The organism is Elioraea tepida (assembly GCF_019203965.1).
Lineage (GTDB): Bacteria > Pseudomonadota > Alphaproteobacteria > Acetobacterales > Acetobacteraceae > Elioraea_A > Elioraea_A tepida.
Window position 1 is genome coordinate 1,371,202 of the sequence record NZ_CP076448.1, and the last position, 25,818, is coordinate 1,397,019.

At 71.0% G+C, this 25,818-nt stretch carries 24 protein-coding genes and 1 pseudogene; 8 read left to right on the forward strand and 17 right to left on the reverse strand.

Annotated elements, in window-relative coordinates:
* Positions 1-398: 398 nt before the first annotated feature.
* From KO353_RS17010 to cysD, 8 genes and pseudogenes are all read right to left on the reverse strand, one after another.
* A pseudogene (locus KO353_RS17010) lies at positions 399-533 on the reverse strand (transposase); the annotation flags it as partial.
* A gap of 407 nt (positions 534-940) precedes the next feature.
* Positions 941-1,471: a TrkA C-terminal domain-containing protein gene (locus KO353_RS06620; RefSeq protein ID WP_218286921.1), complete on the reverse strand. Its 531-nt coding sequence runs from the start codon at positions 1,469-1,471 to the stop codon at positions 941-943.
* Positions 1,472-1,878: 407 nt separating this feature from the next.
* Complete coding sequence (locus tag KO353_RS06625) at positions 1,879-2,031, reverse strand: hypothetical protein (protein WP_218286922.1); 153 nt, start codon at positions 2,029-2,031, stop codon at positions 1,879-1,881.
* A 70-nt stretch (positions 2,032-2,101) separates the two neighbouring features.
* The gene (locus KO353_RS16840; protein ID WP_328774511.1) at positions 2,102-2,308 is read right to left on the reverse strand and encodes an adenylyl-sulfate kinase; all 207 of its coding nucleotides are present in this window, start codon (positions 2,306-2,308) and stop codon (positions 2,102-2,104) included.
* Between the two features lie 11 nt (positions 2,309-2,319).
* Positions 2,320-2,580 carry an adenylyl-sulfate kinase gene (locus KO353_RS16845; protein WP_328774512.1) on the reverse strand — a complete coding sequence of 87 codons (261 nt, stop codon included), beginning with the start codon at positions 2,578-2,580 and terminating at the stop codon, positions 2,320-2,322.
* Positions 2,581-2,592: 12 nt separating this feature from the next.
* Positions 2,593-3,009 (reverse strand): elongation factor 1-alpha C-terminal domain-related protein, encoded by a 417-nt coding sequence (locus tag KO353_RS16850; RefSeq protein ID WP_218286923.1) that lies wholly within the window; start codon positions 3,007-3,009, stop codon positions 2,593-2,595.
* Positions 2,987-3,847 carry a sulfate adenylyltransferase subunit 1 gene (locus KO353_RS16855; RefSeq protein WP_218286924.1) on the reverse strand — a complete coding sequence of 287 codons (861 nt, stop codon included), beginning with the start codon at positions 3,845-3,847 and terminating at the stop codon, positions 2,987-2,989. Before KO353_RS16855 ends, KO353_RS16850 begins: the two co-directional genes overlap by 23 nt.
* A gap of 62 nt (positions 3,848-3,909) precedes the next feature.
* Positions 3,910-4,455 carry a sulfate adenylyltransferase subunit CysD gene (gene cysD, locus KO353_RS06645; protein WP_218287284.1) on the reverse strand — a complete coding sequence of 182 codons (546 nt, stop codon included), beginning with the start codon at positions 4,453-4,455 and terminating at the stop codon, positions 3,910-3,912.
* 173 nt (positions 4,456-4,628) lie between these two features.
* On the opposite strand from cysD, the gene KO353_RS06650 reads away from it, so the two are divergent.
* The gene (locus KO353_RS06650) at positions 4,629-6,293 is read left to right on the forward strand and encodes an IS1634 family transposase (protein ID WP_218284787.1); all 1,665 of its coding nucleotides are present in this window, start codon (positions 4,629-4,631) and stop codon (positions 6,291-6,293) included.
* A 434-nt stretch (positions 6,294-6,727) separates the two neighbouring features.
* On the opposite strand, the gene KO353_RS06655 is transcribed toward KO353_RS06650, so the two are convergent.
* The 3 genes from KO353_RS06655 to aceA form a co-directional block, all read right to left on the reverse strand.
* Positions 6,728-8,227, reverse strand: coding sequence for a benzoate/H(+) symporter BenE family transporter (locus tag KO353_RS06655; protein WP_218286925.1), 1,500 nt, complete (start codon positions 8,225-8,227; stop codon positions 6,728-6,730).
* A 19-nt stretch (positions 8,228-8,246) separates the two neighbouring features.
* A complete protein-coding gene (locus KO353_RS06660) occupies positions 8,247-8,873 on the reverse strand; it encodes a glutathione S-transferase family protein (RefSeq protein ID WP_218286926.1) in 627 nt (208 codons plus the stop codon).
* 297 nt (positions 8,874-9,170) lie between these two features.
* Positions 9,171-10,547, reverse strand: coding sequence for an isocitrate lyase (aceA, locus tag KO353_RS06665; RefSeq protein WP_407928213.1), 1,377 nt, complete (start codon positions 10,545-10,547; stop codon positions 9,171-9,173).
* A 209-nt stretch (positions 10,548-10,756) separates the two neighbouring features.
* Between aceA and KO353_RS06670 the strand changes: the two genes are divergently transcribed.
* Entirely contained in the window at positions 10,757-12,157 is a 1,401-nt protein-coding gene (locus tag KO353_RS06670; RefSeq protein ID WP_218286927.1) for a helix-turn-helix domain-containing protein, read from the forward strand.
* A 21-nt stretch (positions 12,158-12,178) separates the two neighbouring features.
* On the opposite strand, the gene KO353_RS06675 is transcribed toward KO353_RS06670, so the two are convergent.
* The 4 genes from KO353_RS06675 to KO353_RS06690 form a co-directional block, all read right to left on the reverse strand.
* A complete protein-coding gene (locus KO353_RS06675) occupies positions 12,179-13,099 on the reverse strand; it encodes an AEC family transporter (RefSeq protein WP_218286928.1) in 921 nt (306 codons plus the stop codon).
* 93 nt (positions 13,100-13,192) lie between these two features.
* Positions 13,193-14,116 carry an ABC transporter permease gene (locus KO353_RS06680; protein WP_235692049.1) on the reverse strand — a complete coding sequence of 308 codons (924 nt, stop codon included), beginning with the start codon at positions 14,114-14,116 and terminating at the stop codon, positions 13,193-13,195.
* A 12-nt stretch (positions 14,117-14,128) separates the two neighbouring features.
* On the reverse strand, positions 14,129-15,082 hold the full coding sequence (locus KO353_RS06685; protein ID WP_218286929.1) for an ABC transporter permease: 954 nt from the start codon (positions 15,080-15,082) through the stop codon (positions 14,129-14,131).
* A 63-nt stretch (positions 15,083-15,145) separates the two neighbouring features.
* Positions 15,146-16,762, reverse strand: coding sequence for an ABC transporter substrate-binding protein (locus tag KO353_RS06690; protein ID WP_218286930.1), 1,617 nt, complete (start codon positions 16,760-16,762; stop codon positions 15,146-15,148).
* A gap of 201 nt (positions 16,763-16,963) precedes the next feature.
* Between KO353_RS06690 and KO353_RS06695 the strand changes: the two genes are divergently transcribed.
* From KO353_RS06695 to KO353_RS06710, 4 genes are all read left to right on the forward strand, one after another.
* The gene (locus KO353_RS06695; RefSeq protein ID WP_218286931.1) at positions 16,964-17,707 is read left to right on the forward strand and encodes an aspartate/glutamate racemase family protein; all 744 of its coding nucleotides are present in this window, start codon (positions 16,964-16,966) and stop codon (positions 17,705-17,707) included.
* Positions 17,708-17,785: 78 nt separating this feature from the next.
* Positions 17,786-19,204: a flavin-containing monooxygenase gene (locus tag KO353_RS06700; protein ID WP_218286932.1), complete on the forward strand. Its 1,419-nt coding sequence runs from the start codon at positions 17,786-17,788 to the stop codon at positions 19,202-19,204.
* A gap of 25 nt (positions 19,205-19,229) precedes the next feature.
* A complete protein-coding gene (locus tag KO353_RS06705) occupies positions 19,230-19,643 on the forward strand; it encodes a DUF350 domain-containing protein (RefSeq protein WP_218286933.1) in 414 nt (137 codons plus the stop codon).
* 5 nt (positions 19,644-19,648) lie between these two features.
* Positions 19,649-20,509, forward strand: a complete 861-nt coding sequence (locus KO353_RS06710) for a S1 family peptidase (protein WP_218286934.1) — start codon at positions 19,649-19,651, stop codon at positions 20,507-20,509.
* Positions 20,510-20,515: 6 nt separating this feature from the next.
* Here the strand turns inward: KO353_RS06710 and KO353_RS06715 are convergent, their stop codons facing one another.
* Complete coding sequence (locus tag KO353_RS06715; protein WP_218286935.1) at positions 20,516-20,914, reverse strand: AtzH-like domain-containing protein; 399 nt, start codon at positions 20,912-20,914, stop codon at positions 20,516-20,518.
* A gap of 63 nt (positions 20,915-20,977) precedes the next feature.
* Here KO353_RS06715 and KO353_RS06720 point away from each other — a divergent pair, with 63 nt between their 5' ends.
* Both KO353_RS06720 and KO353_RS06725 read left to right on the forward strand, forming a co-directional pair.
* Positions 20,978-22,387, forward strand: coding sequence for an amidase (locus KO353_RS06720; RefSeq protein WP_218286936.1), 1,410 nt, complete (start codon positions 20,978-20,980; stop codon positions 22,385-22,387).
* Positions 22,384-23,943, forward strand: a complete 1,560-nt coding sequence (locus tag KO353_RS06725; protein WP_218286937.1) for a D-aminopeptidase — start codon at positions 22,384-22,386, stop codon at positions 23,941-23,943. Before KO353_RS06720 ends, KO353_RS06725 begins: the two co-directional genes overlap by 4 nt.
* 67 nt (positions 23,944-24,010) lie before the next feature.
* Here the strand turns inward: KO353_RS06725 and atzF are convergent, their stop codons facing one another.
* Complete coding sequence (gene atzF, locus KO353_RS06730) at positions 24,011-25,771, reverse strand: allophanate hydrolase (protein ID WP_268906218.1); 1,761 nt, start codon at positions 25,769-25,771, stop codon at positions 24,011-24,013.
* Positions 25,772-25,818: the final 47 nt, after the last annotated feature.

The window sequence follows — 25,818 nt, forward strand, 5'->3', positions numbered from 1 at the left end:
GGTGCTTTTCGCGTCCCTGCCGCTGCTCGCCCTCGCCGCGGGCGACGCTGTGGCGCAGCGGTCGCTCACCCCCGGCTAGTTCTTCGCCGGCCTCACCGAGAGCGGCGCCGAGGCGATCGTCGCCCAGGCGCAGGAGGCCTTCCCCGGCGTCATGGTCATGCCGAGCTACGACGTCGGCCTCGGCACGTGGACGGTCGATCTGCGCGACGCGATCGCGAGCGGGGCGGAAACCCCGGCCGAGTGAGGCCACGACAGGGTGCGCCGGCGCTGCGCCGGCGCCGCGACGCGGCCGGCGTGAGCACTCCGCCGGCCGCAGTCATTTGCTGGCCGTTCGCTTTGCTCGCGCCCATGGCGAGGACGCCCCGCCCGGCCGGCATCGCGTCGAAGCGCGCGAACAGCCCCGCCAGAGCACCCGAGCGCGTCAGCTGCTCGCGGGAGAGCCAGATCGTCTCGGCGTCAGGCACCGCTTCCTGCAGCGCAAGGCCCGCGAAGCGCATGACGCTCACGCGGTCGCGCAGCTGGTCCTCGGCCCGGTCGGTGGAGCGCCTGCAGCACGAGGACGCGGACCATCAGCACCGCGTCCCGCGGCGGGCGCCCGACGCGGCTTCGGTCGGCGCGCGGCAGCGCCGCCTCCGGCTCCGCGCAGAACGCCTCTCGGTCCACCACGGCGTGCAGGCATTCCAGGGGATCGCCCGAGGCCGAACGCCACCGCAGCCGCTCCTCCGCGCCAACAAAACCCGGGCTGTCCCGCCATCCGCCGCTCCCGCTGCCACACGCAGACGCGAAACACCCCACTGCCGTCAGCACCAGCGGTTTTTCGAGTTGTCCAAGTCACGCCGGCGGCCCGACCGCCAGCGACGGCGCGTTGCCGACCACGTGAAAATGACGGTGCCGGTTCTTTCGCCGCTGACAAGCGAGCCCTACCGATGGCAGCAGGCCGTCACCCACCCGCACCGTGATGCGGCCTGCTTGTCCCGTCAGCCGCCAGTCCCTGCGCCGGATGCTCACCACGCCAGCGTCGAAAAGCGTGCGAACGTGCACCTCGCGCAGCGTCCTGCTGAGGAGTTCCGACCGCTTCGTCGACACCACCTCCACGAGGTTGGAGGCGAGCAGCTCTGGGGCGCAGTCCGCGCCGACTATCTGACAACTCGGCGAAGCGCTGCAGCGTGTGCACGTTGTCCACCTCGCCCGTGACGACGAGGTGGTCGCCGCCCAGGATCAAGTCCTGCGGTGCGACCGGCGACGGCAGCCGGCCTCGGCGCACGATCTCCAGCAAAAACGGCTCCTGCAGGTTGCGCAACCTGTCGGCCGTGATGGTCCGGCCGAACAGAGGCGAGTTCGCGGCCACCCGCGCTTCCAGAAAATGAAAATACGGCAACGCTGCGCCGCTGTCGCGCTGCGCGCCCTGCGGCAGATGTCGACCGGCCCACATCACCACGGCCAAGCACAGCGGCGCCACCGACACGCCCACTCACGCCAACCGAAAGATCCCGAGGGTGGCAGCCGCGCCTGCACTTCCAGCGAATGGACAACCAGGTCGGTGCTCGTGCCAACCAGCTCGTGGTACCAGCCAACACCGACGCCTACGACAGAGGGATAAGCAGGTTGCTGGCGGTCATGCGGGGCTCGCACGAAACCACCGGAGCAAAGCCCCAACACCGCCGTGTTGTTCAGGAATGCCGACAACTCTGTCGCCAAGCCCGACAGTCGTTCTACGGCAGCCGGCTCCGAGCCGCGGATCACCTGTTGCGACAGCGCCGCCACCAGCGGGGAACGCTCCAACGCCAGCGACACCAGCAGCGCCACGAGGGCGGGATTGGTACTGCCCCCGAGGAACAGCCCTTTCGGCGCCCAGCTCAACAGATTGAGACCCGCGGCTCACGCGGTGACGAGCAACACCGGCGCCACCCGGCCTTGCACGAACAGGCCCAGCAGCACGAGCGCCGAGCCGAGCACCCGCACGGCGCCCGGGTGGCGCCGATCCATGCCGTCATGATCAAACGCCGAGACGGTTTCAGGCGCCGCCGTCACGCGCGGGCTCTCGCAGCACCGCCAGCAGCCGCTCCACGCACGCCTCCGGCGATCGCTCGGCGGTGCAGAGCTACACCTCGGGCTGCTCGGGCGGCTCATACGGGCTGTCGATGCCGGTGAAATGGCGCAACAGTCCCGCGCGCGCCTTGGCGTACAGCCCTTTGGCGTCGCGGCGCTCACACTCCTCAATCGGCGCATCGACGAAGACCTCGATAAATTCGCCCGGTGCAAACCGCTCGCGCGCGAACTGTCCTGCCGGAACGGCGAAATCAGGCACACCAGCACGATCTACCCCGCGTCCACCATCAGCCGCGCCACCTCCGCGACGCGGCGGATGTTTTCCACGCGGTCTGCTTCCGTGAAGCCCAGGTCGCGGTTGAGGCCGTGGCGCACATTGTCGCCGTCCAGCAGATACGTGTGGCGCCCTTCGGCGTGCAGCCGCTTTTCCAGCAGGTTGGCGATCGTGGACTTGCCCGCCCCCGACAGCCCCGTGAACCACACGCAGCGCGGCTTTTGGTGCTTGAGGGCAGCGCGCGCCGCCTTGTCCACCTCCAGCCTATGTCAGTGGATGTTCTGCGCGCGGCGCAGCGCGAAGTCGATCATCCCCGCGCCCACCCTCTCGAAGCCGAGCTTGTCGATCAAGATGAAGCTGCCCAGCGTGCGGTTGACCGCGTACGGCTCGAACACCAGCGGCGCGCTGGTGGAGAGGTTGACCCTGGCGATCTCGTTGAGCGCGATCGTCCTGGCGGCCAGGTGCGCGCCGGTGTTGACATCCTCGCGGTACTTGATCGCTGTGACCGCGGCCAACACCTCGCGCGTGCCGAGCTTCATCAAATACTGCCGTCCTGGCACCATCGGGCGCTCCGACAACCACAGCAGCCGCGCCTCGAACTGATCCGCCACGTCTGGGGGATCGTCCGCGGCCGCCAGCACGTCGCCGCGGCTGACGTCCACCTCATCCGTGAGCGTAATCGTCACCGAATCTCCCGGCGTGCGCCACCTTCACCATGTCGAAGCCGGCCCACACCGCCTTCACGCGCGTCGGCACGCCGGAGGGCAGCACCCGCACCGCGTCGCCGGGGCGCACGCTGCCTTCGGCAATCCGCCCGCAAAAGCCGCGGAAATCCGGGTTGGGCCGGTTGACCCATTGCACAGGAAGGCGAGAGGAGTGCCGCTCTGGGGCGTCGGCTACCTCCACCGCGTCCAGGTAGTCCATCAGGCTCGGGCCCGCGTACCATGGCGTGGGCGGGCTGCGGTGCAGCACGTTGTCGCCCTCCAGAGCGGACAGCGGTATCTGCTGCACGCTGGCAAACCCCAGCCCGGCCGCAAACGCCCGATACTCGGTCACGATGGCGTCGAACACCGCCGCGTCGAACCCGACCGCGTCCATCTTGTTGACCGCCAGCACCACGTGCCGGATGCCCATCATCGCCACGATGCGACTGTGGCGACGCGTCTGCGTCAGCACCCCCTTGCGCGCATCGATCAGGATGATCGCCAGATCCGCCGTGGACGCCCCCGTGGCCATGTTGCGCGTGTACTGCTCGTGCCCCGGCGTGTCGGCCACGATGTAGCGGCGCCGGTCCGTCGCGAAGAACCGGTATGCGACGTCGATCGTGATCCCCTGCTCGCGCTCGGCCTGCAGGCCATCGACGAGCAGCGCGACGCCCAGCCGCTCGCCCTGCGTGCCGTACTGGCGCGAATCGCGCTCGAGGCGTGCGAGCTGGTCGTCAAAGATCGCCTTTCTGTCGTACAATCGGCGCCCGATCAGCGTGCTCTTGCCGTCATCGACGCTGCCGCATGTGATGAAGCGCACGGTCGGCTTAAGGCGCTGCGCCTGCCGATAAGCGGCACTGTCGCACTCGGGCGACCTGGTCCTCAAAAGTAGCCTTCCCGCTTCTTCTTTTCCATCGAACCGGGCATGTCAGCGTCGATCAACCGACCCTGCCGCTCGGACCTGCGGGCGTTGAGCGTCTCCGCGATCACCGCCTTCAGAGTATCGGCGTAGCTCTCGATCGCGGCGGTCAGCGGCCAGCACCCCAGCGAGCGGAACCGCACCTTTCGCCACTGCACCCGCTCCCCCGGGGCGAAGGGGTAGCGCGCCTCGTCGTCCACCATGATCCACTGCCCGTCGCGCTGCACCACCGGGCGTTCGGCCGCCAGATACAGCGGCACGATCGGGATCCCCTCCGCGTGGATGTACTGCCAGATATCGGCCTCGGTCCAGTTGCTGATGGGAAACACCCGGATCGTCTCCCCCGAACGGATGTGGGGGTTGTACAGGTTCCACAATTCCGGGCGCTGCGCCTTCGGGTCCCACCGGTGGCCGAGGGCACGGAAGCTGAAGATCCGCTCCTTGGCGCGGGATTTTTCCTCGTCACGGCGCGCGCCGCCGAAAATCACGTCGTACCCATACGCGTCCAGCGCCTGCTTGACCCAACTTGGACAGTCGTGCGGAACATATGAGGAACTCTTTGGCCTGACTTAGTGATCGGGCAGAGGGCGTCTCTGGTCGGCCGAAAGTTTGAGTGAAAACATTTTGCGTAGACGATCAGGAATAGCTTGCGAATCAGCTCTTCCCGCGCGCACAACAGGGCATGTTCGTCGTCGAAAAGGCAGCCCGCGGCCGCCGCTACCTGTACCTCGTCGAAACCGTCCGAGAACCAGGCGGACGCGTCCGCCAGCGCATCCTCCAGCCACTTGGGCGCAAGGACATTCTCAAACAGTCCGGCGCCCTCGATCGCCTCCTCCAATCCCTCGGACGACATTGCGAACGCAGCATCATCCTTTCCGACATCGCCGCCGGCACCATCGCCTGTCGCCGCATCGGCGCGCCGCTGCTGTTCGGGCGCCTGTGGCAACGCGTCGGTATCGCCGATGTGCTCCACAACCGTCTCGCCGGCCGCGGCTTCGAGTTCGACGTCGAGCGCGCGATCTTCGTCACCGTGCTGCACCGGATCATGGTCTCGGGCTCGGATCGCGCCTGCGAGCGCTGGATGGAGGACTACGAGATCCGAGGTGCGGAGGGCCTTGCGCTGCACCACCTCTATCGGGCGATGGCCTGGCTTGGCGAGGAACTGCCCGACGCCGAGCAGGCCGGCGCCACCCCCTTCGCGCCCCGCTGCGTCAAGGACCAGATCGAGGAGGAGCTGTTCGCCCGCCGGCGCGACCTGTTCAGCGAGCTGTCGGTGGTGTTCATGGACACCACCTCGCTCTGCTTCCATGGCCGCGGCGGGGAGACGCTCGGCCGGCGCGGCCATTCCAAGGACCATCGACCCGATCTCAACCAGATGCTCCTCGCCGTCGTCATCGACGCAGACGGCAGGCCCCTCTGCACCGAGATCTGGCCGGGCAACACCGCCGATGTCGCGGTGCTGCTGCCTGTGATCGACCGCCTGCGCAGCCGCTTCGCCATCGGGCGGGTGTGCGTGGTCGCCGACCGGGGCATGATCTCGCAGGCCACCATCGAAGGCCTCGAGGCGCGTGGTCTCGAATACATCCTCGGCGCGCGCGAGCGCTCGGATCCGCTCATCCGCGAGGTGGTGCTGGCCGATGAGCGTCCCTTCACGCCCCTCCTCATCGAGCGCGCCAACGGCGCCGAGACCGAGCTTCGGATCAAGGAGGTCAGCGTCGCCGGCCGGCGCTACGTGGTCTGCCGCAACGAGGCCGAGGCCGAGCGGGATCGCGCCGACCGTCAGGCCATCCTCGCCGGTCTCGAGCGCCAGCTGAAGCGCGGCGACAAGGCGCTGATCGGCAACTCGGCCTATCGGCGCTACCTGCGCCGCCTCCGCGACGGCGACGGCAAGCCCGGCCCGGCCTTCGAGATCGACCCCGGCAAGGCCGCCGAGGAGGCCAAATACGACGGGCTGTTCGTGCTGCGCACCAACGCCCGCATCACCCCTCTGCAGGCGGTGCTGCGCTACCGCGACCTCCTTGCGGTCGAAGAGCTGTTCCGCCGGACCAAGGCGCTGCTGCGCACCCGCCCGATCTACCACTCCTCCGACGCCGCCATCCGCGGCCACGTCTTCTGCTCCTTCCTCGCCCTCCTGCTGCAGAAGGAGTTGGCCACGCTCTGCGCCGCCAAGGGCGTGAAGATCGAATGGGCCAATCTGTTGCGCGACCTCGATCGTCTTCAGCAGGCGACGATCGAAAAGGACGGCAAACGGATCGTCACCCGCACTCACGCCGAGGGCCAAGTCGGGCGCGTCTTCCAGGCAGCCGGCGTCGCCCTGCCGCCGCACTTCCGTGAACACCCAGGCTGAGCAGCCGCCTGCTCACGCCAACCGCAAATGTCGTGCAAACAACCGACACACACGCCCTATCGCATTGGAACAACAGGCGTTTTTCTCAGACAGTCTCCAAGTTGGGTTTGGCAAGCGGCGCCGCGGCGAGCGCCTCGAGGGGATGCAGGCGTCGATGCCGCGCGCTGCGACCAGCTCGGCCCTGAAGCGGGCACTGCGGTCAGCGATCGGTTCGTTGGCGGGCGGCAGCTTTGGGAACACATCGGGCCGCACCGCGGCGGTCGCTCGCCCGGCCCTCCGTCAACAGCAGGGCCACGGGGCGTCCCTGCCCGTCGCAGACGGCATGCAGCTTCGAGTTCAGCCCGCCCTTGCTCCTCCCGATGCAGCGGGGAAAAGCTCCTGTTTGAGCAGGCCGGCAGCGGTCCGATGCGCCTTGAGGTGCATGGCATCGATCATCAGCCGCGATGGCGGGCCACCCTCGGCCACAAGTGCTGCGTAGCTGCGGCCGAACACGACCATGCGGCTCCAGCGGACGACGCGGTTGGAGAGCGTCTTGTGCGGGCCATGGGGCCGCAGGCGCATCGCGCGACCGCAGGCCGTGGCGGATCACGAAGATCATCCCGCCGAGCACACGCCGGTCGTCCACTCGCCAAATACCACGCGAGAGCAGGACATGCGGCGACAGATGCTGCATCCGGACAGTCGTGACCAGAAACAGCGGGGCTGGCATCGCGGCCCCTCCGCCATACCCAGAACCACACCACCCCGCATCGCTCCAAGCCATCACCGGCTCCTGAAGCCTCGCGGCCGAAACGGAGCAAAGCGGTCAGCACTCCGCCGGCGAGGAGGCCCCAGAAGGCGGCGCCGACCCCGGCGATGCTCACCCCGGAGGCGGCGACGACGAAGGTGACGATCGCCGCCTCGCGACCGCGCGTCTTGCCAAGCGCCGCGACCAGCGCCGACGCAAGCGGCGCAAGCAAGGCAAGCCCGGCCACCGCCTGCACCAGAACCGGCGGCGCACGCGACGCAAGCCCCGTCACCCCGGCCGCGAACACGCCGAACACGACATAGCTCGCCCCGGCGACAGCGGCCGCCCACCAGCGCCGGGCCGGGTCGGAGTGCGCGCCGGGGCCGGCGCAGATCGCCGGGGTGATCGCGGCGAGGTTCACCGCATGCCCCCCGAATAGAGCGGCGGCGATCGAGGCGAGGCCGGTCGCTGTGAACAGAGGCCCCGGATTTGGCCGGTATCCGTTGGCCTGAAGCACCGCGAGCCCGGGGATGTTCTGCGAGGCCATGGTCACGAGGAACGGCGGGAGCGCGATCCCCATGAGCGCCGCAGGGGTGAAGGACGGCCGAACGAGCACCGGGGCGGCGACGCTCTCGCCGAGGCCGGCGAGCGGGGACGTCACCGCCACGCCGATCACCGCCGCGACGACCGCCGCCGGCACGGCGGCAACCGGGCTGATCCTGGCCGTCGCCGCCCAGGCCGCGAGCATCGGCAGCGCGAGCGCCGGCACCTCCGCCGCCGCCCGCATCGGCGCGAGGCAGAGCGGGAACAGGACGCCCGCGAGCATGGCGTTGGCAAGCGGTGCGGGGATCGACGCGACCGCCCGGCCGAACGGCCGGACGAGGCCGGCGGCGACCACCGCGAGCCCTGAGGCGACGAAGGCGCCGACGGCTGATGCGAACCCGCCCTCCGGCACGCCCGAGGAGACAAGCAGAGCCGCGCCCGGCGTGGACCAGGCAACCGAGACCGGAAGCCGAAGCGCCACCGACAGCGCGATGCCGCAGAGGCCCATCGCGGCGCAGAGAACCGCAAGGCCTGAGGCCGCCTGCCTCGCGTCCGCCCCGCAGGCGGCGAGCCCCTGAAGCACCACCGCGAAGCTCGAGGCGAAGCCGACGAGGCCCGCGAGCAGCCCGGCCGAAGCCGCCTGGAGCGAAGCGCCCCTCAGCACGCGCCCGGCGAGCGGTGCGTCACGCGGCCTCGCGCATCTCCCGCGCGCGCCGCGCCGCCGGCCGCTCGAGGCAGGTGTCGAGCCAGCGCTTCACCTTCGGGAACGGGCCGAAATCCCAGCCGTTGAACCAGGCGGTGTAGGCGACCGAGGCGACATTGAGGTCGGCGATCGTGAAGCCCTGCCCGAGCAGATAGGGCCCGCCCGAGCCCAGCACCGTCTCGAGCACGCCGTAGGGCTTCTTCATCCCCTCCGCCCCGGCTGCGGCGAGAGCCGGGTCGCGCTGTTCGGGCGGGCGGACGAAGCTGTTGTAGGCCCACTGCATCTGGATCGGTTCGAGCTCGGTCGCGGTCCAGAGCGTCCACATGAAGGCGCGCCCCTCATCCTCGACCGTCGCGGGCCAGAGGCCCTCGCCATACTTGCGCGCGATATAGAGGTTGATCGCGAGGCTCTCCCACAGCACGAGCGCCCCGTCCTTGAGCGCCGGGATCTTGGCGTTCGGATTGAGGGCGATGAAGGCCTCCGACTTCACGCCGGTGACGAAATCGGTCGGCTCGAGAACGTAGTCGAGCCTCACCTCCTCCGCCGCCCAAAGGTTCCGGAAGGCGCGCGAGCGGGGAATGCCGTAGATCGTCACGGGTGCCGCCATCGGTGTCTCCTCCATCTGATCGGAAGGCGCGACGCTAGAGCGGTTTCCAGATGAGTGGAAACCGCTCTGGCCTTGTCTTGCGAGCATCTTCACGCATACGGCTGTTTCCAGCCGTATGCGATCTGCTCTAGCAGCGGCGCAGGGCCGGGGTCACGGGGGGGGCGCGCAGGGCGGGCCTGCGGCGGCACGGCCGGGGCGCGGCCATGCGCCGGAACCCGGCGGGAAGGCGAAGGGGGCGGCCCCCCGCGGAGGCCGCCCCCGGCTTGGACGTTTCCTCGACCTCGTTTCGTTACCGCCTCATTCCGCCGCGACCGCGTGCAGCGTCGTGTGGCTCACCTGCCGCGCGCCATGGTCGCCGAAGAACTGCTCGTCCTCCGTCGACCCCTTGAGCGCGGTGGTGGAGGACTGCCCGCCCGTGACCGCGAGGCTCACCGCATCGAAATAGGAGGTGCCGACCTCGCGCTGGTGGCGTGTGGCGGTGTAGCCCAGAGGCTCGGCATCGAACTCGGCCTGTTGCAGCTCGGCATAGGCCGCCATGCCGCGCTCGCGATAGCCGCGGGCGAGCTGGAACATCGCGTAGTTCAGGCTGTGGAACCCGGCGAGAGTGACAAACTGGAACTTGTAGCCCATCGCGCCGAGCTCGCGCTGGAAGCTCTCGATCTTCTCAGGCGCCAGCTTCTTGCGCCAGTTGAACGAGGGCGAGCAGTTGTAGGCGAGCAGTTTCCCTGGGAACTCGCGGTGGATGGCTTCCGCGAAGCGCCGCGCCTCCTCGAGATTGGGCTCCGAGGTCTCCCACCAGAGGAGATCGGCATAGGGGGCGTAGGCCAGGCTGCGCGCGATCGCATACTCCACGCCGAGGCCGGGCTTGATCCGGAAGAAGCCCTCTGCCGTGCGTTCGCCGGTCAGGAACGGCCGGTCGCGCTCGTCGATGTCCGAGGTCAGAAGCTGCGCCGAGTGGCTGTCGGTCCGGCAAAGCAGAACCGTCGGCACGCCCTCGATGTCGGCGGCCAGGCGCGCGGCGTTGAGGGTACGGATATGGGTCGAGATCGGAACGAGAACCTTGCCGCCCATGTGGCCGCACTTCTTCTCCGAGGCGAGCTGGTCCTCGAAGTGCACGCCGGCCGCTCCGGCCTCGATCATCGCCTTCATCAGCTCGAAGGCGTTCAGCGGCCCGCCGAAACCGGCCTCGGCGTCGGCGACGATCGGGGCGAACCAGTGCGTCTCATCGCCCTTGCCCTCGAGCCGCGCGATCTGGTCGGCGCGTCGCAGGGCGTTGTTGATCCGCCGCACCACCATCGGCACGGAGTTCACGGGGTAGAGAGACTGATCCGGATACATCTCTCCGGCGAGGTTCGCGTCCGCCGCGACCTGCCAGCCAGAGAGATAGATCGCCTTGAGCCCAGCCTTGACCTGCTGGATCGCCTGGTTGCCCGTGAGCGCCCCGAGCGCCGGCACATAGGGTTCGGTCTTCAGAAGGTGCCACAGCCGGCGCGCGCCCATCTCGGCGAGCGTGTGGCGGATGCGCACGCTGCCCGAGAGGCGCTCGACCTCCTCGGGCGTGTAGTCGCGGCGAATGCCGGCGAAGCGCTCGGCGAGCCAGGAGGTCGGCGCGCCGGGGACGGCCTGCGCCGTGCCGTCCGGGGCATAGCAGCGCGGGTAGTTCATCGTGGACATGGCGGTTGCTCACTCCTCAACACAGCCCTCGGTTTCCGGGAGGGGCTTGGGTCAATACTTCACGCTGCACCCGCGAAACGCCAGCGGAGTCGCGCAAGGAAATGAGCAAAGACGTGGGTGGATTTTCGGAAAGCTGCGCGGTATTGTGAAACCTGTAAATGACGCGTGGGCCGGGGCGAGTGTCCCCGCCCGTGGTCGGAACCCGCCGCATGGCCCGCAAACCGCTGATCGGCCGCACGATCCGACGCCTGCGCACCGAGCGCGGCATGACCCAGGCAGCGCTCGCCGCCGCCTTGGGGATCTCGGGCTCCTACTTGAACCTGATCGAGCATGACCAGCGGGGCGTCACCGCGTCTCTGCTTCTGAAGCTCGCCGCGCTGTTCCAGGTCGATCTCGCCGCCTTGGGCGGCGCCGAGGAGCGCCAGCTCGAGGCCTCCCTGCGCGAGGCCTTCGTCGACCCGCTGCTCGGCGTCGAGAAGGTGCCGGAGGCGGAGGTGGCGGCGCTCGTCGATGCCGCGCCGAACGCCGCCCGCGCCGTGCTCGCGATCTACCGCGCCTTTCGCGTCGCCCGCGAGGATGCCGCCGGCATCGCCCTTCCCGGCGGCACACGCGTCGTTCTGCCCACCGAGGAGGCGCGGGATGTGTTCCACGCCAAGCAGAATTTCTTCCCCGGCCTCGAGGCGGCCGCCGAGGCGATCGGCGCCGAAATGGGCATCACGCTCGCGGCCGAGATGAACCACGCGATCGCGGAACGGCTCCGACGCAAGCACGGCATGACCGTGGTGGTGCAGACGCAGCCGGAGCTGCGGCGCTACGACGCCGCCTCGCGCACGCTCTCGCTGTCCGACCTGTTGCCGCGCGAGAGCCGCGGCTTCCAGATGGCCTTCCAGCTGATGCTGATCGAGGCGCGCGACGCGGTGGAGGCGGAGATCGCCGCGATCAGGCCCTCGAGCGAGGAGGCGGCGGCGCTGATCCGCTTCGGGCTTCTGAACTATGCCGCCGCGGCCCTCCTGATGCCCTACGCCCGCTTCCTCGCCGCGGCACGCGAGCTCCGCCACGACATGGATGCGGTCGCCGCACGGTTCGGCGTCGGCTTCGAGCAGGCCTGCCACCGGCTCTCGACGCTCTCGCGCGAGGGCGCACGCGGCATCCCGTTCTTCTTCCTGCGCGCCGATGCTGCCGGCAACGTCACCAAGCGCTTCTCGGCCGCGGGCTTCCCCTTCGCGCGCTATGGCGGCTCCTGCCCGCGCTGGGTGCCGCACCAGGCCTTCGCCACCCCGGGGCGGGTGCAGGTCCAGGTCGCCCGCCTTCCCGACGGGGCGACCTTCCTCTGTTTCGCCAAGGCGCTCGCCCGGCCCGCAGGGCCGTGGCCCGAGCCGCCGGAGGTGCATGTAATCGCGATGGGCTGCGACGTGGCGCATGCGGACGAGGTCGCCTACGCGGATGGGCTCGACCTCGAGCGGGCGGTGACCGAGATCGGCCTCTCCTGCCGTCTCTGCGAGCGTCCGAACTGCCGAAGCCGCGCCTTCCCCCCCGTCGCGCACCGCCTCGTGCTCGACCCCGAGGTCAAGGGCGCCTCCGCCTTCAGCTTCGCACCGCCGCGACGCTGACGGCGCAGCGCCAGGTGCGGCTCAGGCCGCGAGCGCGAGCGTCAGCGGCACGGTCAGCGCCGCGAGCACCGTCTGCGCCGTCGTGATCGCCGCCATCAGCGGCGCGTCGCCGCCGAGCTGGCGGGCGAGGATGTAGGAGGACGAAGCGGTCGGCATCGCCGCGAACAGGAGCGCGATCTCGGCCGCCATCCCGCCGACGCCGAAGCCCCGGCAGGCAAGCGAGACGCAGACGGGAAGGGCGACGAACTTGGCGGCACTCGCCAACGCCGCCGCGCCCGGCCTCGCCCGGAGCGCATGCGGCTGGAACGCCGCGCCGACGCACATCAGCCCGACCGGCAGGCTCGCCTGGCCGAGAGACCGCCCGGCAGCGACCACCACTCCGGGCAGCGCGAGGCCGAGCGCCTGAAGCGCGCCGCCCGCGGCACAGGCGAGGATCAGCGGGTTGGTCACGAGCATCCGGAGGGTGCCGAGAACGGTGGGCCGCGCCGTGCCGAAACGCGCGAAGACGAGCACCGACATCACGTTCACCGTCGGCACGATCGCTGCGGTGGTAAGAGCGGCGAGCGGCACGCCCGGCGCCCCGTGCAGCCCGACCGCGACGGCGAGCGCGATGTAGTTGTTGAACCGGATGCCGCCCTGGAACACCGAAGTGAAAGCGGGGCCATCGATCGCGAGCAGGGGCTTCAGCGCCACGAGCCCCGCGCCCACCGCGACGAGCGAGGCGACGATCGCCCCCGCCATCGCGACGACCGGCACGGCAGCGAAGTCGGCCGTGGCAAGCCCGACCGCGAGGAGGGCGGGCAGAAGCACGAGATAGCAGAGCCGCTCCGCCCCGGCCCAGAACGCGTCGCCGAGGCCCGGTACGCGGCGCAGCCCCGCTCCGAGCGCGATCAGGAGCGCCACGGGGACGATGGCGTCGAGCACAACGACGGCGCGGTCCATCGCCTCGGCATAGCGCGGCCTTGGGGCGACGTCACCGCCCCGGGGGCGCGGCCGGGAGCGTCGTGCCCGTCACCTTGCGCCGGCGGCACGCGCTCAGGCGCGCACGTCCATCGCCTGGCGCAGCCCGTCCGAGAGCAGGTTGAAGCAGATCGAGGTGGCGAAGATGCAGAGGCCCGGGAGCATCGCCACCGTCGGGTTGACGTAGATCGCGGTGCGCAGCGTGTTCAGCATCAGGCCCCATTCCGGCTCGGGCGGGGTGACACCGAGGCCCAGGAAGGAGAGGCCGGAGGCGAGGATCATCGACACCGAGACGAGGCTCGTGGCGTAGACGAAGATCGGCCCGAGAACGTTGCCGAGGATGTGCACGCGGATGATGGTGAGCGCGCCCGCCCCGGAGGCGCGCGCCGCATCGACGAAGTCAAGCGCGCGCACGCCCGTCGTCACGCTTTCGGCCACACGGATCACGGGCGGAATGAAGACGAGCGTCAGAGAGAGGATCGCGTTCACCGTTCCTGCCCCGAGCGCGCCGGAGATCGCGACCGCGAGCAGCACCGAGGGGAAGGCGTAGAACACGTCCGTCGTGCGCATGATCAGCATGTTCACGCCGCCGCCCGCGAAGCCCGCGAGCACGCCAAAGCCCGTGCCGATGACGAAGGCGAGGAACACCGGCGTGATCCCCATGAACCAGGAGAGGCGGCCGCCGTGCAGAAGCCGCGTCAGCATGTCGCGGCCGAGCTCATCGGTTCCGAGCGGATGGTTCGGCGTGCCGACGGGGCGAAGCCGACGCAGCATGCTTCCCTGATAGGGGTCGTGCGGCGCGAGCAGCGGCGCGAGAAGGATCGCGGCCAGCATCGCGGCGAGGATCACGGCGCAGGCGATCGTCACCGGATCACGCCGAAGCCGCTTCCACACGCCCGCCCAGTAGCCCTGGCTCGCGACCGCCGCCTCGCGCGCCTGCAACGCAAGCTCTGCCGCCGCCCCTGCCCCGACCTTCGCGCCAACCGCTCCTTCCGCCATCGCCACCTTCCCTCAGGCGCGCCGGATTCGCGGATCAAGCGCCGTCTGCGCGAGATCGACGATCAGGTTCAGCGCGACGAAGAACATCGCGAGCACGAGGATCGTCGCCTGCAGAACCGGCAGGTCGCGCTGGAAGATCGCGTTGTTGAGCAGAAGCCCGGTGCCGGGCCAGGAGAACACCGTCTCGACCAGGATCGAGCCGCCCATCAGGTAGCCGAGCTGAAGCCCCATCACCGCGATCGCGTTCGGCGCGGCGTTCTTCATCACGTGCAGGACGATCCCCCCCCGGCTCAGCCCCTTGCCGCGAAGGGTCAGGATGAACTCCTGGTTCAGGATTTCGGCCACAAGGCCGCGCACCGTGCGCGTGACGATCCCCATCGGGATCACGGACAGCGTGACGGCGGGGAGGATCAGGTGCTGCACATGCTCCCAGTCCCACGCCCAGTCGGAGGAGCCGCCCGGCCCTGCCCCCATGGCCGGAAGCCAGCCCAGGGTGACGCTGAACAGAACGACGAGAACCATGCCGAGCCAGTAGTGCGGCACGGACACGCCGGTGACGGCGAGCGCGACCGCGATCTTGTCGATCGCCGTTCCCTGCAGGCTTCCGGCGAGCGCCCCAAGCACGCAGCCGAGCAGGAAGCCGATCAGGGCCGCCGCGACCGCGAGCCTGAGCGTGTTGACGATGGCGACCGAGAGGTCCGACCAGACCGGCCTGCCGGTTGCGAGCGACAGCCCGAAATCGCCGAGCGCGACGCGGCCGAGCCAGATCCCGAACTGGATCGGCAGAGGCCGATCAAGCCCGTAATCGCGCCGGATCTGGTCGACGAGCTCCTGTGGGGCGTCCGCCGGGACGATGGCGTTGATCGGGTCGCCGGGCGCGATGTGCACGAGCAGGAAGCAGACGAGCCCGACCGACAGCGCGATCGGGACAGCGTAGAGGACGCGACGGAGGAGATAGGTCAGCATCGTGTGCGGCCCCGCAGGACGCTGTCGCTACGGGGCCGCTCTCCCCTCACCCTCTGCCGCACCTCACTGGATGAAGGGGAGCGTCAGGTCGACGAACCAGCTCTGCGGCTGGACGAAGCCGCGCACCCGCGGGCTCATCGCGCGCGGTGAGACGTCATGCGCGATCCAGATGAACAGCGCCTCGTCCACGCCGGCCGCGTGCAGCCGCGCGAGGGCCGCGTCGCGCGCCGCCGGGTCGAAGGTCTGGCGCGCCTCGGCCACCATCGCGTCGAAGCGCGGGTCGCTGAAGAAGCCCCAGTTGTTCGAAACCGGCGGCGCCATCTTGCTGTCCCAGAAGCGCAGCATGGCGAAGAACGGGTCCATCGCCGCGAAGGAGACGTTGATCGCGTGCGCGCCGCGCGCCGAGGCGTCGCGGCAGCCGCGGCGCCAGTTGGTGAACAGCGCGTTCCACTCGATCACGTCGAACTCGACGTTGACGCCGATCGCCTTGAGGTTCTGCTGCACGAACTCGTTCATCGGCAAAGGCTGCATCTGCCCCGAGCCGGAGGCGGAGATCTGAACCTTGAGGGTGAGCGGCCGCTGCGGCCCATAGCCGGCTTCGGCGAGAAGGCGCCGCGCCTCGGCCGGGTCATGCCGGATCTGGAACGAGGGGTTGCCCCACCATGGGTGCCCGGGCTGAACCGTGCCGACCGCCGGAACCATCATCCCGCCGAGCAGCGTCTTCAGCCCCTCGCGGTCGATGCCGAGATTGATCGCCTTGCGCACGCGCACGTCGGCGAGCGGCGAGCCGTCGACGAAGCAGGGCTGCCACGGCCAGACATGCGGCTGGGTGTTGGTCTCGATCCGCATCCCCCGGGCGCGGAGCTGCGGCACGGCATCGGGCGCGGGCGCCTCGATCCAGTCCACCTGGCCCGAGAGCAGGGCGGCGGTGCGCGCATTCGCCTCCGGAATTGGCAACAGAACGATCCGGTCCGCCTTCGCCTTCTGCCCCCAGTAGGCGTCGTTGCGCACGAACTCGGCGCGCTCGCGCGGCACGAAGCGCGCCATCCGGAACGGACCGGTTCCGGAAGGATCGGCTGCAAACGCGTTCCACGCGGCTTCCGCGTTCGGCGCGGCGGCGCGCTTGGCTTCCCAGTGCTTCGGGCTCGCCATGAACAGGTTGGTGAGGTTGAACGGCAGGATACTGTCGGGCTCCGAGGTGAAGAGCGCGACGGTGAGGTCGTCGATCTTCTCGGCACGCCTGAGCGTCGGCATGCGGGTCGCGGTTACGCCGACCTGGCGCGGGTCGAAATGCGGCGCGTCGCGGTCGAGCACCTTGCGCACGTTCCACACGACGGCGTCGGCGTTGAAGTCGGAGCCGTCGTGGAACTTCACCCCTGGGCGGAGGCGGAACACCCAGCGAGTCTTGTCGTTGGGATCGACCTCCCAGGAGAGGGCGAGGCCGGGGCGAAGCGGGGTCGGGCGGTCGGCGCGCGTGAGGTCCCACTCGACGAGCGCGTTGTAGAGGGGGATGCCGGTGAAGCGGTTGCCCTCGAAGCCCTGGTCCGGCTGGCCGTGGGTGAGCGGGATGTCGGCCGCCGTCATGCCAATCCGGATCGTGCCCTGGGCGGTTGCCGCTCCAGGTGCGGCGGCGAGCAGCGCCGCGAGGCTCGCGGCGGCAAGCAAGGAACGCGTGATCATCCGTGGCTCTCCCTCTCTCCCGCGTCGGGCAACCGGCTCCCAATGTCGTGGCGCCTGACGCCGTCCAACACAAGACCGGTGCGAGACACGCAATCCCTGTGCCAGGACCTGGGGCTTTGCGCCGGCGCGCGAACGGGCGATGCTTCGGCCCATCCTGCCCGCGCCATGGGCAGACTGCCCCCGATCGAGCGTGTCAGAGCGATGCGCCTTCTCCTCCTCAACGCCAACACCGACACGGCGATCACCGACCGGATGGTCTCCCTCGCCGCGGCGGTCGCCGGGCCAGGCGTGACGGTGGCGGGAGCGACGGCGCGGTTCGGCGCGCGCTACATCAGCACACGCGCGGCGGCGGCAATCGCCGCGCATGCCGCGCTCGATGCGCTCGCCGATGCGCTCGCCTCGGGCGCCCGCCCCGATGCCGTGCTGCTCGCCTGTTTCGGCGACCCGGGCCTTGCGGCTCTGCGCGAGATCTCGCCTGTGCCCGTAGCCGGCATGGCCGAGGCGAGCCTGTTCGCCGCCGCCTCGCTCGGGGCGCGGATCGGCGTTCTCACCGGCGGGGCGCGCTGGGTGCCGATGCTCGAGGAGTATGCCGCGGCGATCGGCCTCGGCGGGCGCGTGCGGGTGCGCGCCCTGCCGCAGACGGGCGACGCCATCGCTGCCGACCCCGATAACGCGCTCGAGGGCCTCGCCGACGCCGCACGCGCGATCGTCGCCGACGGCGCGGAGGCGATCGTGCTCGGCGGCGCGGGGCTCGCAGGCCTCGCGCCAAGGCTCGCGCCACGCCTTCCCGTCCCGGTGCTCGACAGTCTCGCCTGCGGCCTCGCGCAGGCCGTGATGCTGGCGCGGCTTGGGCCTGCGCGCGCGTCCGAGGGGGCCTCGGCGCGCACGCCGCCGGGCGACGTCACCGGCCTCGGCGCGGCGCTCTCCGCGCTGCTCGGCGGCTAGGGGAAGGGCGCGCGGCCCGAGGCGATGCCGCTCGCGGACCGCGCGAACCCCTGGCATGCTCCGCCCATGGACCGACAGGTGAGACCCGAGGACGCGCTCGCCGAAGCCGCGCGCAAGACCCTCGCCTATCTCGACTATCCGAAGCGCGCCTGGACGCTGCCCAGAACCGCCCCGGACGGGTCGGAGGCGTCGGACGTGCTCGTGGTCGGCGCCGGCATCAACGGTCTTGCCATCGCCTTCCTGCTCGCGCGCGAGCGCGTGGCGCGGGTGCGGGTGATCGATGCGGCAGAAGAAGGACACGAAGGCCCCTGGCTCGGCTTCGCGCGCATGCGCTGGCTGCGCACGCCGAAGGATCTCGTCGGCCCCGATCTCGGCGTCGCGCCCCTCTCCTTCCCCGCCTGGTACGCGGCGCGCTTCGGTGAGGCGGCATGGCAGGCGCTCGACAAGGCCCCGAACGCGGTCTGGATGGACTATCTCCGCTGGTTCCGCTCCGCCGCCGGCATTCCGGTCGAGAACGGTACGCGGCTGATCCGGATCGAGGAGGGAGAGGCCGGGCTGTTCACCTGCACGCTTGCGACCCCGCGCGGGATGGAGCGCGCCTACGCGCGTCGCATCGTGCTCGCGACCGGCGTGCTCGGCGCCGGCGGCCCGGCGATCCCTGAGGCGCTCACCGCCCTGCCCAAGCGGCTTTGCGCCCATTCCTCCGATGCGATCGAGTTCGGGGCGCTCGCGGGCCGCGCAGTGGCCGTGATCGGCGCCGGCGCCTCCGCCTTCGACAATGCGGCGATGGCGCTCGAGGCGGGCGCGGCCATTGTGACCCTGATCGCTCGACGCGACGCGATCGCCCAGCCGAACCTCAAGCAGGCGGTTGAGGCGGCGGGCTTCCTCCGCCACTGGGGCGACCTCGCCGACGACCAGCGCCTACGCCTCCACCGCCTGCTCGCGCGCGTCTCGGTGCCGCCGCCGCCCGACAGCATCGCCCGCTGCACCGTGCATGGCGAACGCTTCCGCGTGCTGACCTCGGCGCCGCTTCTCTCGGTGCGCGAGGCGGGCGGAGAGGTGGTGATCGAGACCCCCCGAGGCGAGGTCAGGGCCGCGTTCGTGATCGCGGCCACCGGCTTTGCCGTCGACATGTCGGCGCGGCCGGAGCTCGACGCCTTCGCCGGCCGGATCGCCCTGTGGCGCGACCGCGTCCCCGAAGCGGCGGACGACCCCGCCCTCGGCGCGATGCCCTATCTCGACGGCGGCTTCGCCTACACCGCGCGCGACCCGGCCGATGCGGCGGTCCTCGGGCGGATCCACGATGTCGGCATCGCCGCCGTGCCGTCCGTCGGGCCGATCTGCGTCGGGCTGAACGGGATGAAGTTCGGGCCCGATCGCGTTGTGCGCGCGCTCACACGAAGCCTGTTCCTCGAGGATGCGGAGGCGCATATCGAGGCAGTCGAGCGCTTCGCCGCGACCGCCGCCCCGGCGGGCGAGGACCCGTTCGTGATCTGACGCACGCCCCGAAAGGACGCAGCCGATGGACCCCGTGTTGCAGAGCCTGTTCAGCGGCCTGCCCAATCTTGTCCTGCAGTTCGCCGCCGCCGCCGCCATCTACTGCGCCGGGATCGCCGCCTACAAGCGGCTCACCCCCTATCACGAGCTCGACCTGATACGCTCTGGCAACGTCGCCACCGCGATCGTGCTCGCGGGCGCTCTGATCGGTCTCGCCCTGCCGATCGGGGCGACGCTCGCGCGCTCGCTCTCGGTCCTCGACATCCTCGTCTGGGGGGCGGTCGCGTCGGTGCTTCAGGCGGCGGCGTTCGGGCTTGCGAGCCTGCTTCTGCGCGAGCTTCCCGCGCGGGTCGAGCGGGGCGATATCGCCGCAGCGCTGGTCGCCGCGGCGGTTCAGCTCTCGGTCGGGATCGTCAACGCCGGCGCGATGTCGGGCTGACGGCGATGGGTGGGCTCGACCGGATCGCCTTCCTGATGCTGATCATGATGGCGCTCTGGGCCTTCTTCGGCGAGGAGCGCGAGGGCGCCGCGCCGCCGCCCGCCCCGCGCGCCCAATCGCTGCCGTTCCAACCGCAGGCCGCGCCACCGCCCGCGGTGCTCGCGCCCCTGCCGCCGCCCTCGCCGCGCGACCCGGTGTTCGAGGTCATCGCCGATGGCCCCGGTGGCGGGACCAGCACCGGCACGGCGTTTTCGGTCAACGCCCAAGGACTTTGGCTGACGGCGCGACACGTGGTTCAGGGCTGCGGCGCGATCGGGCTGAGGGAGCGGCAGCGCTGGGTTCGCGCCACCGTCGCCTGGGCGCACCCGAACGCCGATGTCGCCCTCTTGCGCACGCAGAACGGATCCCCGCCGCTCGCCCTCTCCGAGTCCGCGCCGCTCCGGGGCATGGACGGCTACGGCATGGGCTTCCCGCAGGGCCGGCCGGGCGCAGTGCACGGGCGCCTGCTTGGGCGCGCGCAGATGCAGGCGCGCGGGCTGTTCCAGGGCCGGGCGCCGACGCTCGAATGGGCCGAGGTGCGTCGCGCGCCGTCCTTTCGCGGCTCGCTCGGGGGGATCAGCGGCGGGCCGCTGCTTGACGGCGAGGGGCGTGTGCTCGGCGTGATGGTAGCGGAGGAGCCGCGACGGGGGCGGTTCTCCACCGCCGCGCCTGAGACGCTGCTCGCCATGGCCGGCCCGAACCGGCCGATCCCGCTCGGCGCGGCGCGCACCCCGCCCGTTCCGGTCACCCCGGGCGGGTTCGGAGCGGTGGCCGACCAGCTCCGCGGCCGCCTCTCGATCGCACAGGTTCTCTGCCAGGCGCGCTGAGGGACTTCAGCGCTCGATCGGCGTTCCTTCGGGCGTGAGCGAGACATGCGCCGAGACGATCCGCCAGCCAAGGCCCGGCAGCCGCGCGAGGATCTTCGTCTCGCGCCCGATCAGCCCGGTGGCGAGGCGGCGATAGACGATGTTGGTCACGCCGAGATCGCGCCCGAAGGTCGTCACCAGGACTTCGAGCCGCTCGCGCGCCTGGTAGCCGCCGGTCTGCGCGCGCCGGAAGCGGCGGATCGCCTCCATCCCGACCAGGATCTCGTTCACCCCCATCCGGACCGTGCGCGGATCGTCCCAGAACAGCGCCTCGAGCGTCGCGACGTCGTTCGTCATCAGCGCCGTCTCATAGCGGTCGATGATCGCCCGAACCTCAGCCACCACCTCGGGACTGTCGATCTCCATCGGGGTTTCCCTCCGCTGCCGCGCCGCTAGGATGCGCGAGCGACGCGACGGAGGCGACAGGACGTGACCGAGCTCAACCGAATGACCGCAACCGCTCTCGCCGCGGCCTATGCCGCGCGTCGTCTCTCCCCTGTCGAGGTGCTCGAGGCGGCGATCGCGCGCGCCGAGACGGTGCAGGCGAAGCTCAACGCCTTCAGCCTGATCGACCCCGCGGCGGCGAAGGCGGCGGCGCGGGAGAGCGAGGCGCGCTGGCGCAAAGGCGAACCGCTCGGGCCGCTCGATGGCGTTCCGCTCGCGATCAAGGACAATCACGGCCTGCGCGGCTGGCCGAAGCGGAGCGGCAGCCGCACGCGCGAGGCAACGCCGCAGCCCGAGGACCAGCCGCACATCGCGCGCCTTCGCGAAGCAGGCATGCTGATCTTCGCCAAGACCACGATGCCCGACCTTGGCTGGAAGGGCGTGACCGACAGCCCGCTCACAGGGGTGACGCGCAACCCCTGGAACCCGGCGATGACGCCTGGCGGCTCCTCGGGCGGCGCGGCCGTGGCGGTCGCGACCGGGGTGTGCCCGATCGCGACAGGTGGTGACGGTGGCGGATCGATCCGCATCCCGGCGGGCTTCACCGGCGTCTACGGCATCAAGCCGACCTCGGGCCGGATCCCCGGGCTCTATGACAGCCCCGCCGGCGACCTCGTCTCGCCCGGCCCCTTGAGCCGGACGGTGGCCGACAGCGCCGCCGCCCTCGCCGCCATGTGCCGGCCGGATGCGCGCGACCCTGCTGCCTCAGCCCTGCCGGTTCCCGACTTCCCGTCCCTGCTCGGCGCCGGGGTGAAGGGGCTCACGGTCGCCGTCTCACCCACGCTCGGGTTCACGCGGCGGCCGGATCCGGTGCGCCTCGCGGCGCTCGAAGGGGCGGCGAAGGCGATGGAGGCGGCCGGCGCGCGCGTGGTCTGGACCGACCCGAAGCTGTGGAACGCGCGGCAGCCCTTCGTGACCATCTGGGAGGCGGCTTACGCGCTTGCGGTGATGACCACCCCCGCCGAACGCTTGCCGCTGTTCGACCCCGGCCTGCTCGAGGTCGGCCGGCGCGGCCTTGCCCTTCCAGCGGTCGCGGAGAAGCTCGCCCAGGCCGAGCGCCTGAGGCTGATGCACGCGATGATCGCCTTCCACCGCGAGCACGACCTTCTGCTCTGTCCGACCCTGCCGATCGCGGCCTTTCCCGCCGGCCACGGCATCAACACCCCCGACCCGCATCTTTATCCTGAGTGGTACGACTGGACGCCCTACACCTGGACCTTCAACCTGACGAAACAGCCCTGCGCCTCCGTCCCCTGGGGGTTCGACGACGCGGGGCTTCCCGTCGGCGTGCAGGTGGTGGCGACGCATTTCCGGGAGGACCTTGTGCTGCGCGGGTCGGCCGTGCTCGAGGCGGCGATGCCGGTCGAGATGCCGCCCGACCGGCTCTGGTCGTGAACGGTACGCTTTCACAGCGGCTCGATCGGCTGCTCGCGCGCCTGCCACAGGCTTATCCGGGGCCGGGCGGCGCGATCGCCGTGCTGCGTGCGGGCGAGGTGCTCGTCCGGCACGCCTGGGGATACGCCAATGCCGAGGCGCGCATCCCCTTCACACCGAAGACGCTGTTCCGGATCTGCTCGATTACGAAACAGTTCACCTGCGCCGTGGTGCTCGAGGCCTTCGGCGACCCCGACGCGCTCGACGGGGCGGTGCGGGCGCGCCTGCCGCTGCTCGGTGCGGCGGCGCCTCCCGCGCGGCTCCTCTGCCACAACCAGTCGGGCTTCCGCGACTACTGGGCGGTGGCGATGCTGCATGGCTCCCCCGTCGAGGCGCCGTTCGGCCCGCGGGAGAGCGCGCGGCTGATCGCCGGAACGTGCAGCCTCCAGTTCGCTCCCGGAACGCGCGCGTCCTACGCCAACCAGAATTTCCGGCTGCTCTCCGACGCAGCGGAGGACGTGAGCGGCAGGTGCTTCGCCGAACTCCTCCGAAGGCACGTATTCGAACCCGTCGGCATGGAGAGCGCTCTGCTTGCTGCCGACACGCGCGCTCTGCCCGACGGAACGGAAGGCTACGAGGGAACGCAGGCCACGGGCTTCCGCGCCGCCGAGAACCGGATCCTCTGGACCGGCGATGCCGGCATCGCCGCCTCGCTCGACAACATGGTCGCCTGGGAGAGACATATCGACGCGACGCGCGAGGATCCGCGTTCGTTGCATGCGCGCCTCTCCGCACCCGTCACCTTCGCCTGCGGCGCCCCGGCGCGCTACGGCTTCGGGCTCGCCCGGCGCGAGGAGCTCGGGCGGCCGGTGCTCGGCCATGGCGGGGCGCTGCGCGGCTGGCGTAGCCACCGGTTCTACGCGCCGTCCGAGCGCGTCTCGGTCGTCGCCTTCCTCAACCATCTCGGTGACGCCACGGCAATGGCGACCGACGCCTTCGCCGCCGCACTCGGAATCGAGAAGCCGAAGCCGGATGCGCGCCTTCCCCCGCCCGCCTGGCTCGGCGCCTGGCGCGAGCCGGAGACAGGGCTTGCCGTTCGGATCGATTCTGCCGCTCCGGGAACGATCCGCCTCCGCTATGGCCAGGCGCCCGAGCTGCTCGCCCTCGCCGCCGACGGCTCGGCCCAGGGGGCGATCACGCGCCTCTGCGTCGCGGATGGAACGCTCCGGATGGAGCGCCCGGGCGACAACCACGTGACGCGGCTCGTTCCCGCGGCGGGGCAGCCGCCGGGGGACATCGCGGGGCGCTATCGTTGCGAGGAGCTCGACGCCGAGCTCACGATCGAGGACGCCGGCGGGGCGCTCTACGGCGCCTTCTCGGGCTTTCTCGGCCAAGGCAGCATGGAGCTCCTCGAGCCGATCGGCGGCGAGCTCTGGGCGCTGCCCTGCCCGCGCGCGCTCGACCACACCCCGCCGGGGGACTGGACTCTCGCGGTTCAGCGCGAGGGGGGCCGGGTCGTCGGCCTCACCGTCGGCTGCTGGCTCGCGCGCGGTCTCCTCTATCAGCGGGTCGGCTGACGGGGGTCGGGATGAGGGGCGACGGGGCGGACGGCCACGGGCGGCCATGCGCGCCTGCCGCCGACGTTCACCTCGCCCCGGCGGCCTGCGCGGCGAGATAGGCGCGCCAGCCGCCCAAGCCCGTGATGTCTTCGGCACGGCTCGGTGCCGCGTCGGCGCAGAGAAAGCCGACCGGCTCGCTGCCATCCGCGAGCGTGACGCGGCCGAGCGCAAGCGGCGCGGGGATCGCGGCGAGCAGGGACGCGACGGCGGCTTGGGGCACGCGCCAGAGCTCGCCCGCGATCGCGGCCCCGCCCTTGCTCCGGATCAGCCCAGGCCGCGGCGGCGCGCCGGGAAGAGCGACGAGTCGGTAGAGCGGCGCGGTCGTCACCTCGCGCACGAACGAGGCGCCGAGGCGCCGCAGTTCCCCGTTCAGCGGCAGCCCGCGCATGTGCGCGCCGAATACCGCGAGCTCGAGCGACGGCGTGGCCTCGGCCTCCGCCTCCGCGACCCGCTCTCCCGCGAAGCGCCGCGCGATCGCCGCGAGCCGTGCCTCGGTGAAGGCGGGGCCGATGAAGCTCACACCGAAGGGAAGCCCCTCCGCGTCGAGCCCGGCGGGAACCGACACAGCCGCGAGGTCGAGCAGGTTGACGAAGGTCGTGTAGGTGCCGAGCTGGCTGTTCACCACGACGGGCTCGGCGGCGACCTCCTCGAGCGTCGGCACAAACGGAGCGGTGGGCAGCACAAGCGCATCGAGAGACGCAAGCGCCCCGTCGGCAGCACGCTTGAGCTCGGCGAGCCTGTACTGGGACCGGAACGTCTCGACCGCGGAGATGTCCCGCCCGCGGGCGATGATTCCCCGGACGACGGGGTGGATCGCCTCCGGCTGGGCGGCCATCAGGCGCTCGATCACCGCAAGCCGCTCGGCGACCCATGGCCCGTCGTAGAGAAGGCGCCCCGCCTCCTCGAAGGGCGCGAGGTCGATCTCCTCGAGCTCGGCGAAGGCGGCGCAGGCCGAGACGGCGCGGTGGAACGCCGCCTCGGAGGCGGCGCGGCCGAAGAACCGCAACGCGTCCGCGCGCGGCACGCCGAGCCTTGGCCGCGCGCCGAGACCGATCCGGGCGAGCGCCCGGGGCGGCGCCGCGCGGGAATAGGCGTCGAGCGGGTCGAAGCCGGCGGTGACGTCGAGCACGGCCATCGCATCGTCGATGAAGGCGGCGAACACCGAGACGCAGTCGAGCGAGCGGCAGGCCGGCACCACACCGCGGGTCGAGACGAGGCCGCGCGTCGGCTTGAGCCCCACCACGCCGTTCATCATCGCCGGCACGCGGCCCGACCCAGCCGTGTCGGTTCCGAGCGCGAAGGCGACGAGCCCTGCCGCGACCGCGACCGCCGAGCCGGAGGACGAGCCGCCCGGCACGTGCCCTGGCGCGAGCACGTTGCGCGGCGCGCCGTAGGGCGAACGGACGCCGACGAGCCCGGTCGCAAACTGGTCGAGATTGGTCTTGCCCACCAGCATCGCCCCGGCCGCCTCAAGCGCTTCCACCACGGGCGCGGAACGATCCGGCACATAGGCGAAGGCCGGACACGCCGCGGTGGTCGGAAGGCCTGCGACATCGATGTTGTCCTTCACGGCGAAGGGAATGCCCCAGAGCGTCCGCCCGGCCGGGCCCTGCTCGGAAAGCGCGCGTGCCTGGGCGCGCAGGCGATCGGCGCATGCGCCGCCGATCCATACGCCCGGGTCGTCATGCGCGGCGATCGCCGCGAGCACCTCCTCGGCGACGTCACAGGGCGTCATGCCGCGGCAGTATCGGTCTCTCAGGGAGGTGAGCGTCAGCGACGTCGGCAAAGTCAGACGCTCCCCCGCCGCCGGAGCGGCGTGCGCGGCGCCGTGCA

What these genes read in the sequence shown, in the direction of transcription:
- KO353_RS06695 (WP_218286931.1), top strand. Translation starts at nt 16,964, where the DNA reads ATGCGCCTTCTCCTCCTCAACGCCAACACCGACACGGCGATCACCGAC.
- KO353_RS06670 (WP_218286927.1), top strand. Translation starts at nt 10,757, where the DNA reads ATGGCCCGCAAACCGCTGATCGGCCGCACGATCCGACGCCTGCGCACC.
- KO353_RS06715 (WP_218286935.1), bottom strand. Translation starts at nt 20,914, where the DNA reads ATGGAGATCGACAGTCCCGAGGTGGTGGCTGAGGTTCGGGCGATCATC.
- KO353_RS06710 (WP_218286934.1), top strand. Translation starts at nt 19,649, where the DNA reads ATGGGTGGGCTCGACCGGATCGCCTTCCTGATGCTGATCATGATGGCG.
- KO353_RS06675 (WP_218286928.1), bottom strand. Translation starts at nt 13,099, where the DNA reads ATGGACCGCGCCGTCGTTGTGCTCGACGCCATCGTCCCCGTGGCGCTC.
- KO353_RS06685 (WP_218286929.1), bottom strand. Translation starts at nt 15,082, where the DNA reads ATGCTGACCTATCTCCTCCGTCGCGTCCTCTACGCTGTCCCGATCGCG.
- KO353_RS06705 (WP_218286933.1), top strand. Translation starts at nt 19,230, where the DNA reads ATGGACCCCGTGTTGCAGAGCCTGTTCAGCGGCCTGCCCAATCTTGTC.
- KO353_RS06680 (WP_235692049.1), bottom strand. Translation starts at nt 14,116, where the DNA reads ATGGCGGAAGGAGCGGTTGGCGCGAAGGTCGGGGCAGGGGCGGCGGCA.
- KO353_RS06690 (WP_218286930.1), bottom strand. Translation starts at nt 16,762, where the DNA reads ATGATCACGCGTTCCTTGCTTGCCGCCGCGAGCCTCGCGGCGCTGCTC.
- KO353_RS06650 (WP_218284787.1), top strand. Translation starts at nt 4,629, where the DNA reads ATGTTCGTCGTCGAAAAGGCAGCCCGCGGCCGCCGCTACCTGTACCTC.
- aceA (WP_407928213.1), bottom strand. Translation starts at nt 10,547, where the DNA reads ATGTCCACGATGAACTACCCGCGCTGCTATGCCCCGGACGGCACGGCG.
- KO353_RS06660 (WP_218286926.1), bottom strand. Translation starts at nt 8,873, where the DNA reads ATGGCGGCACCCGTGACGATCTACGGCATTCCCCGCTCGCGCGCCTTC.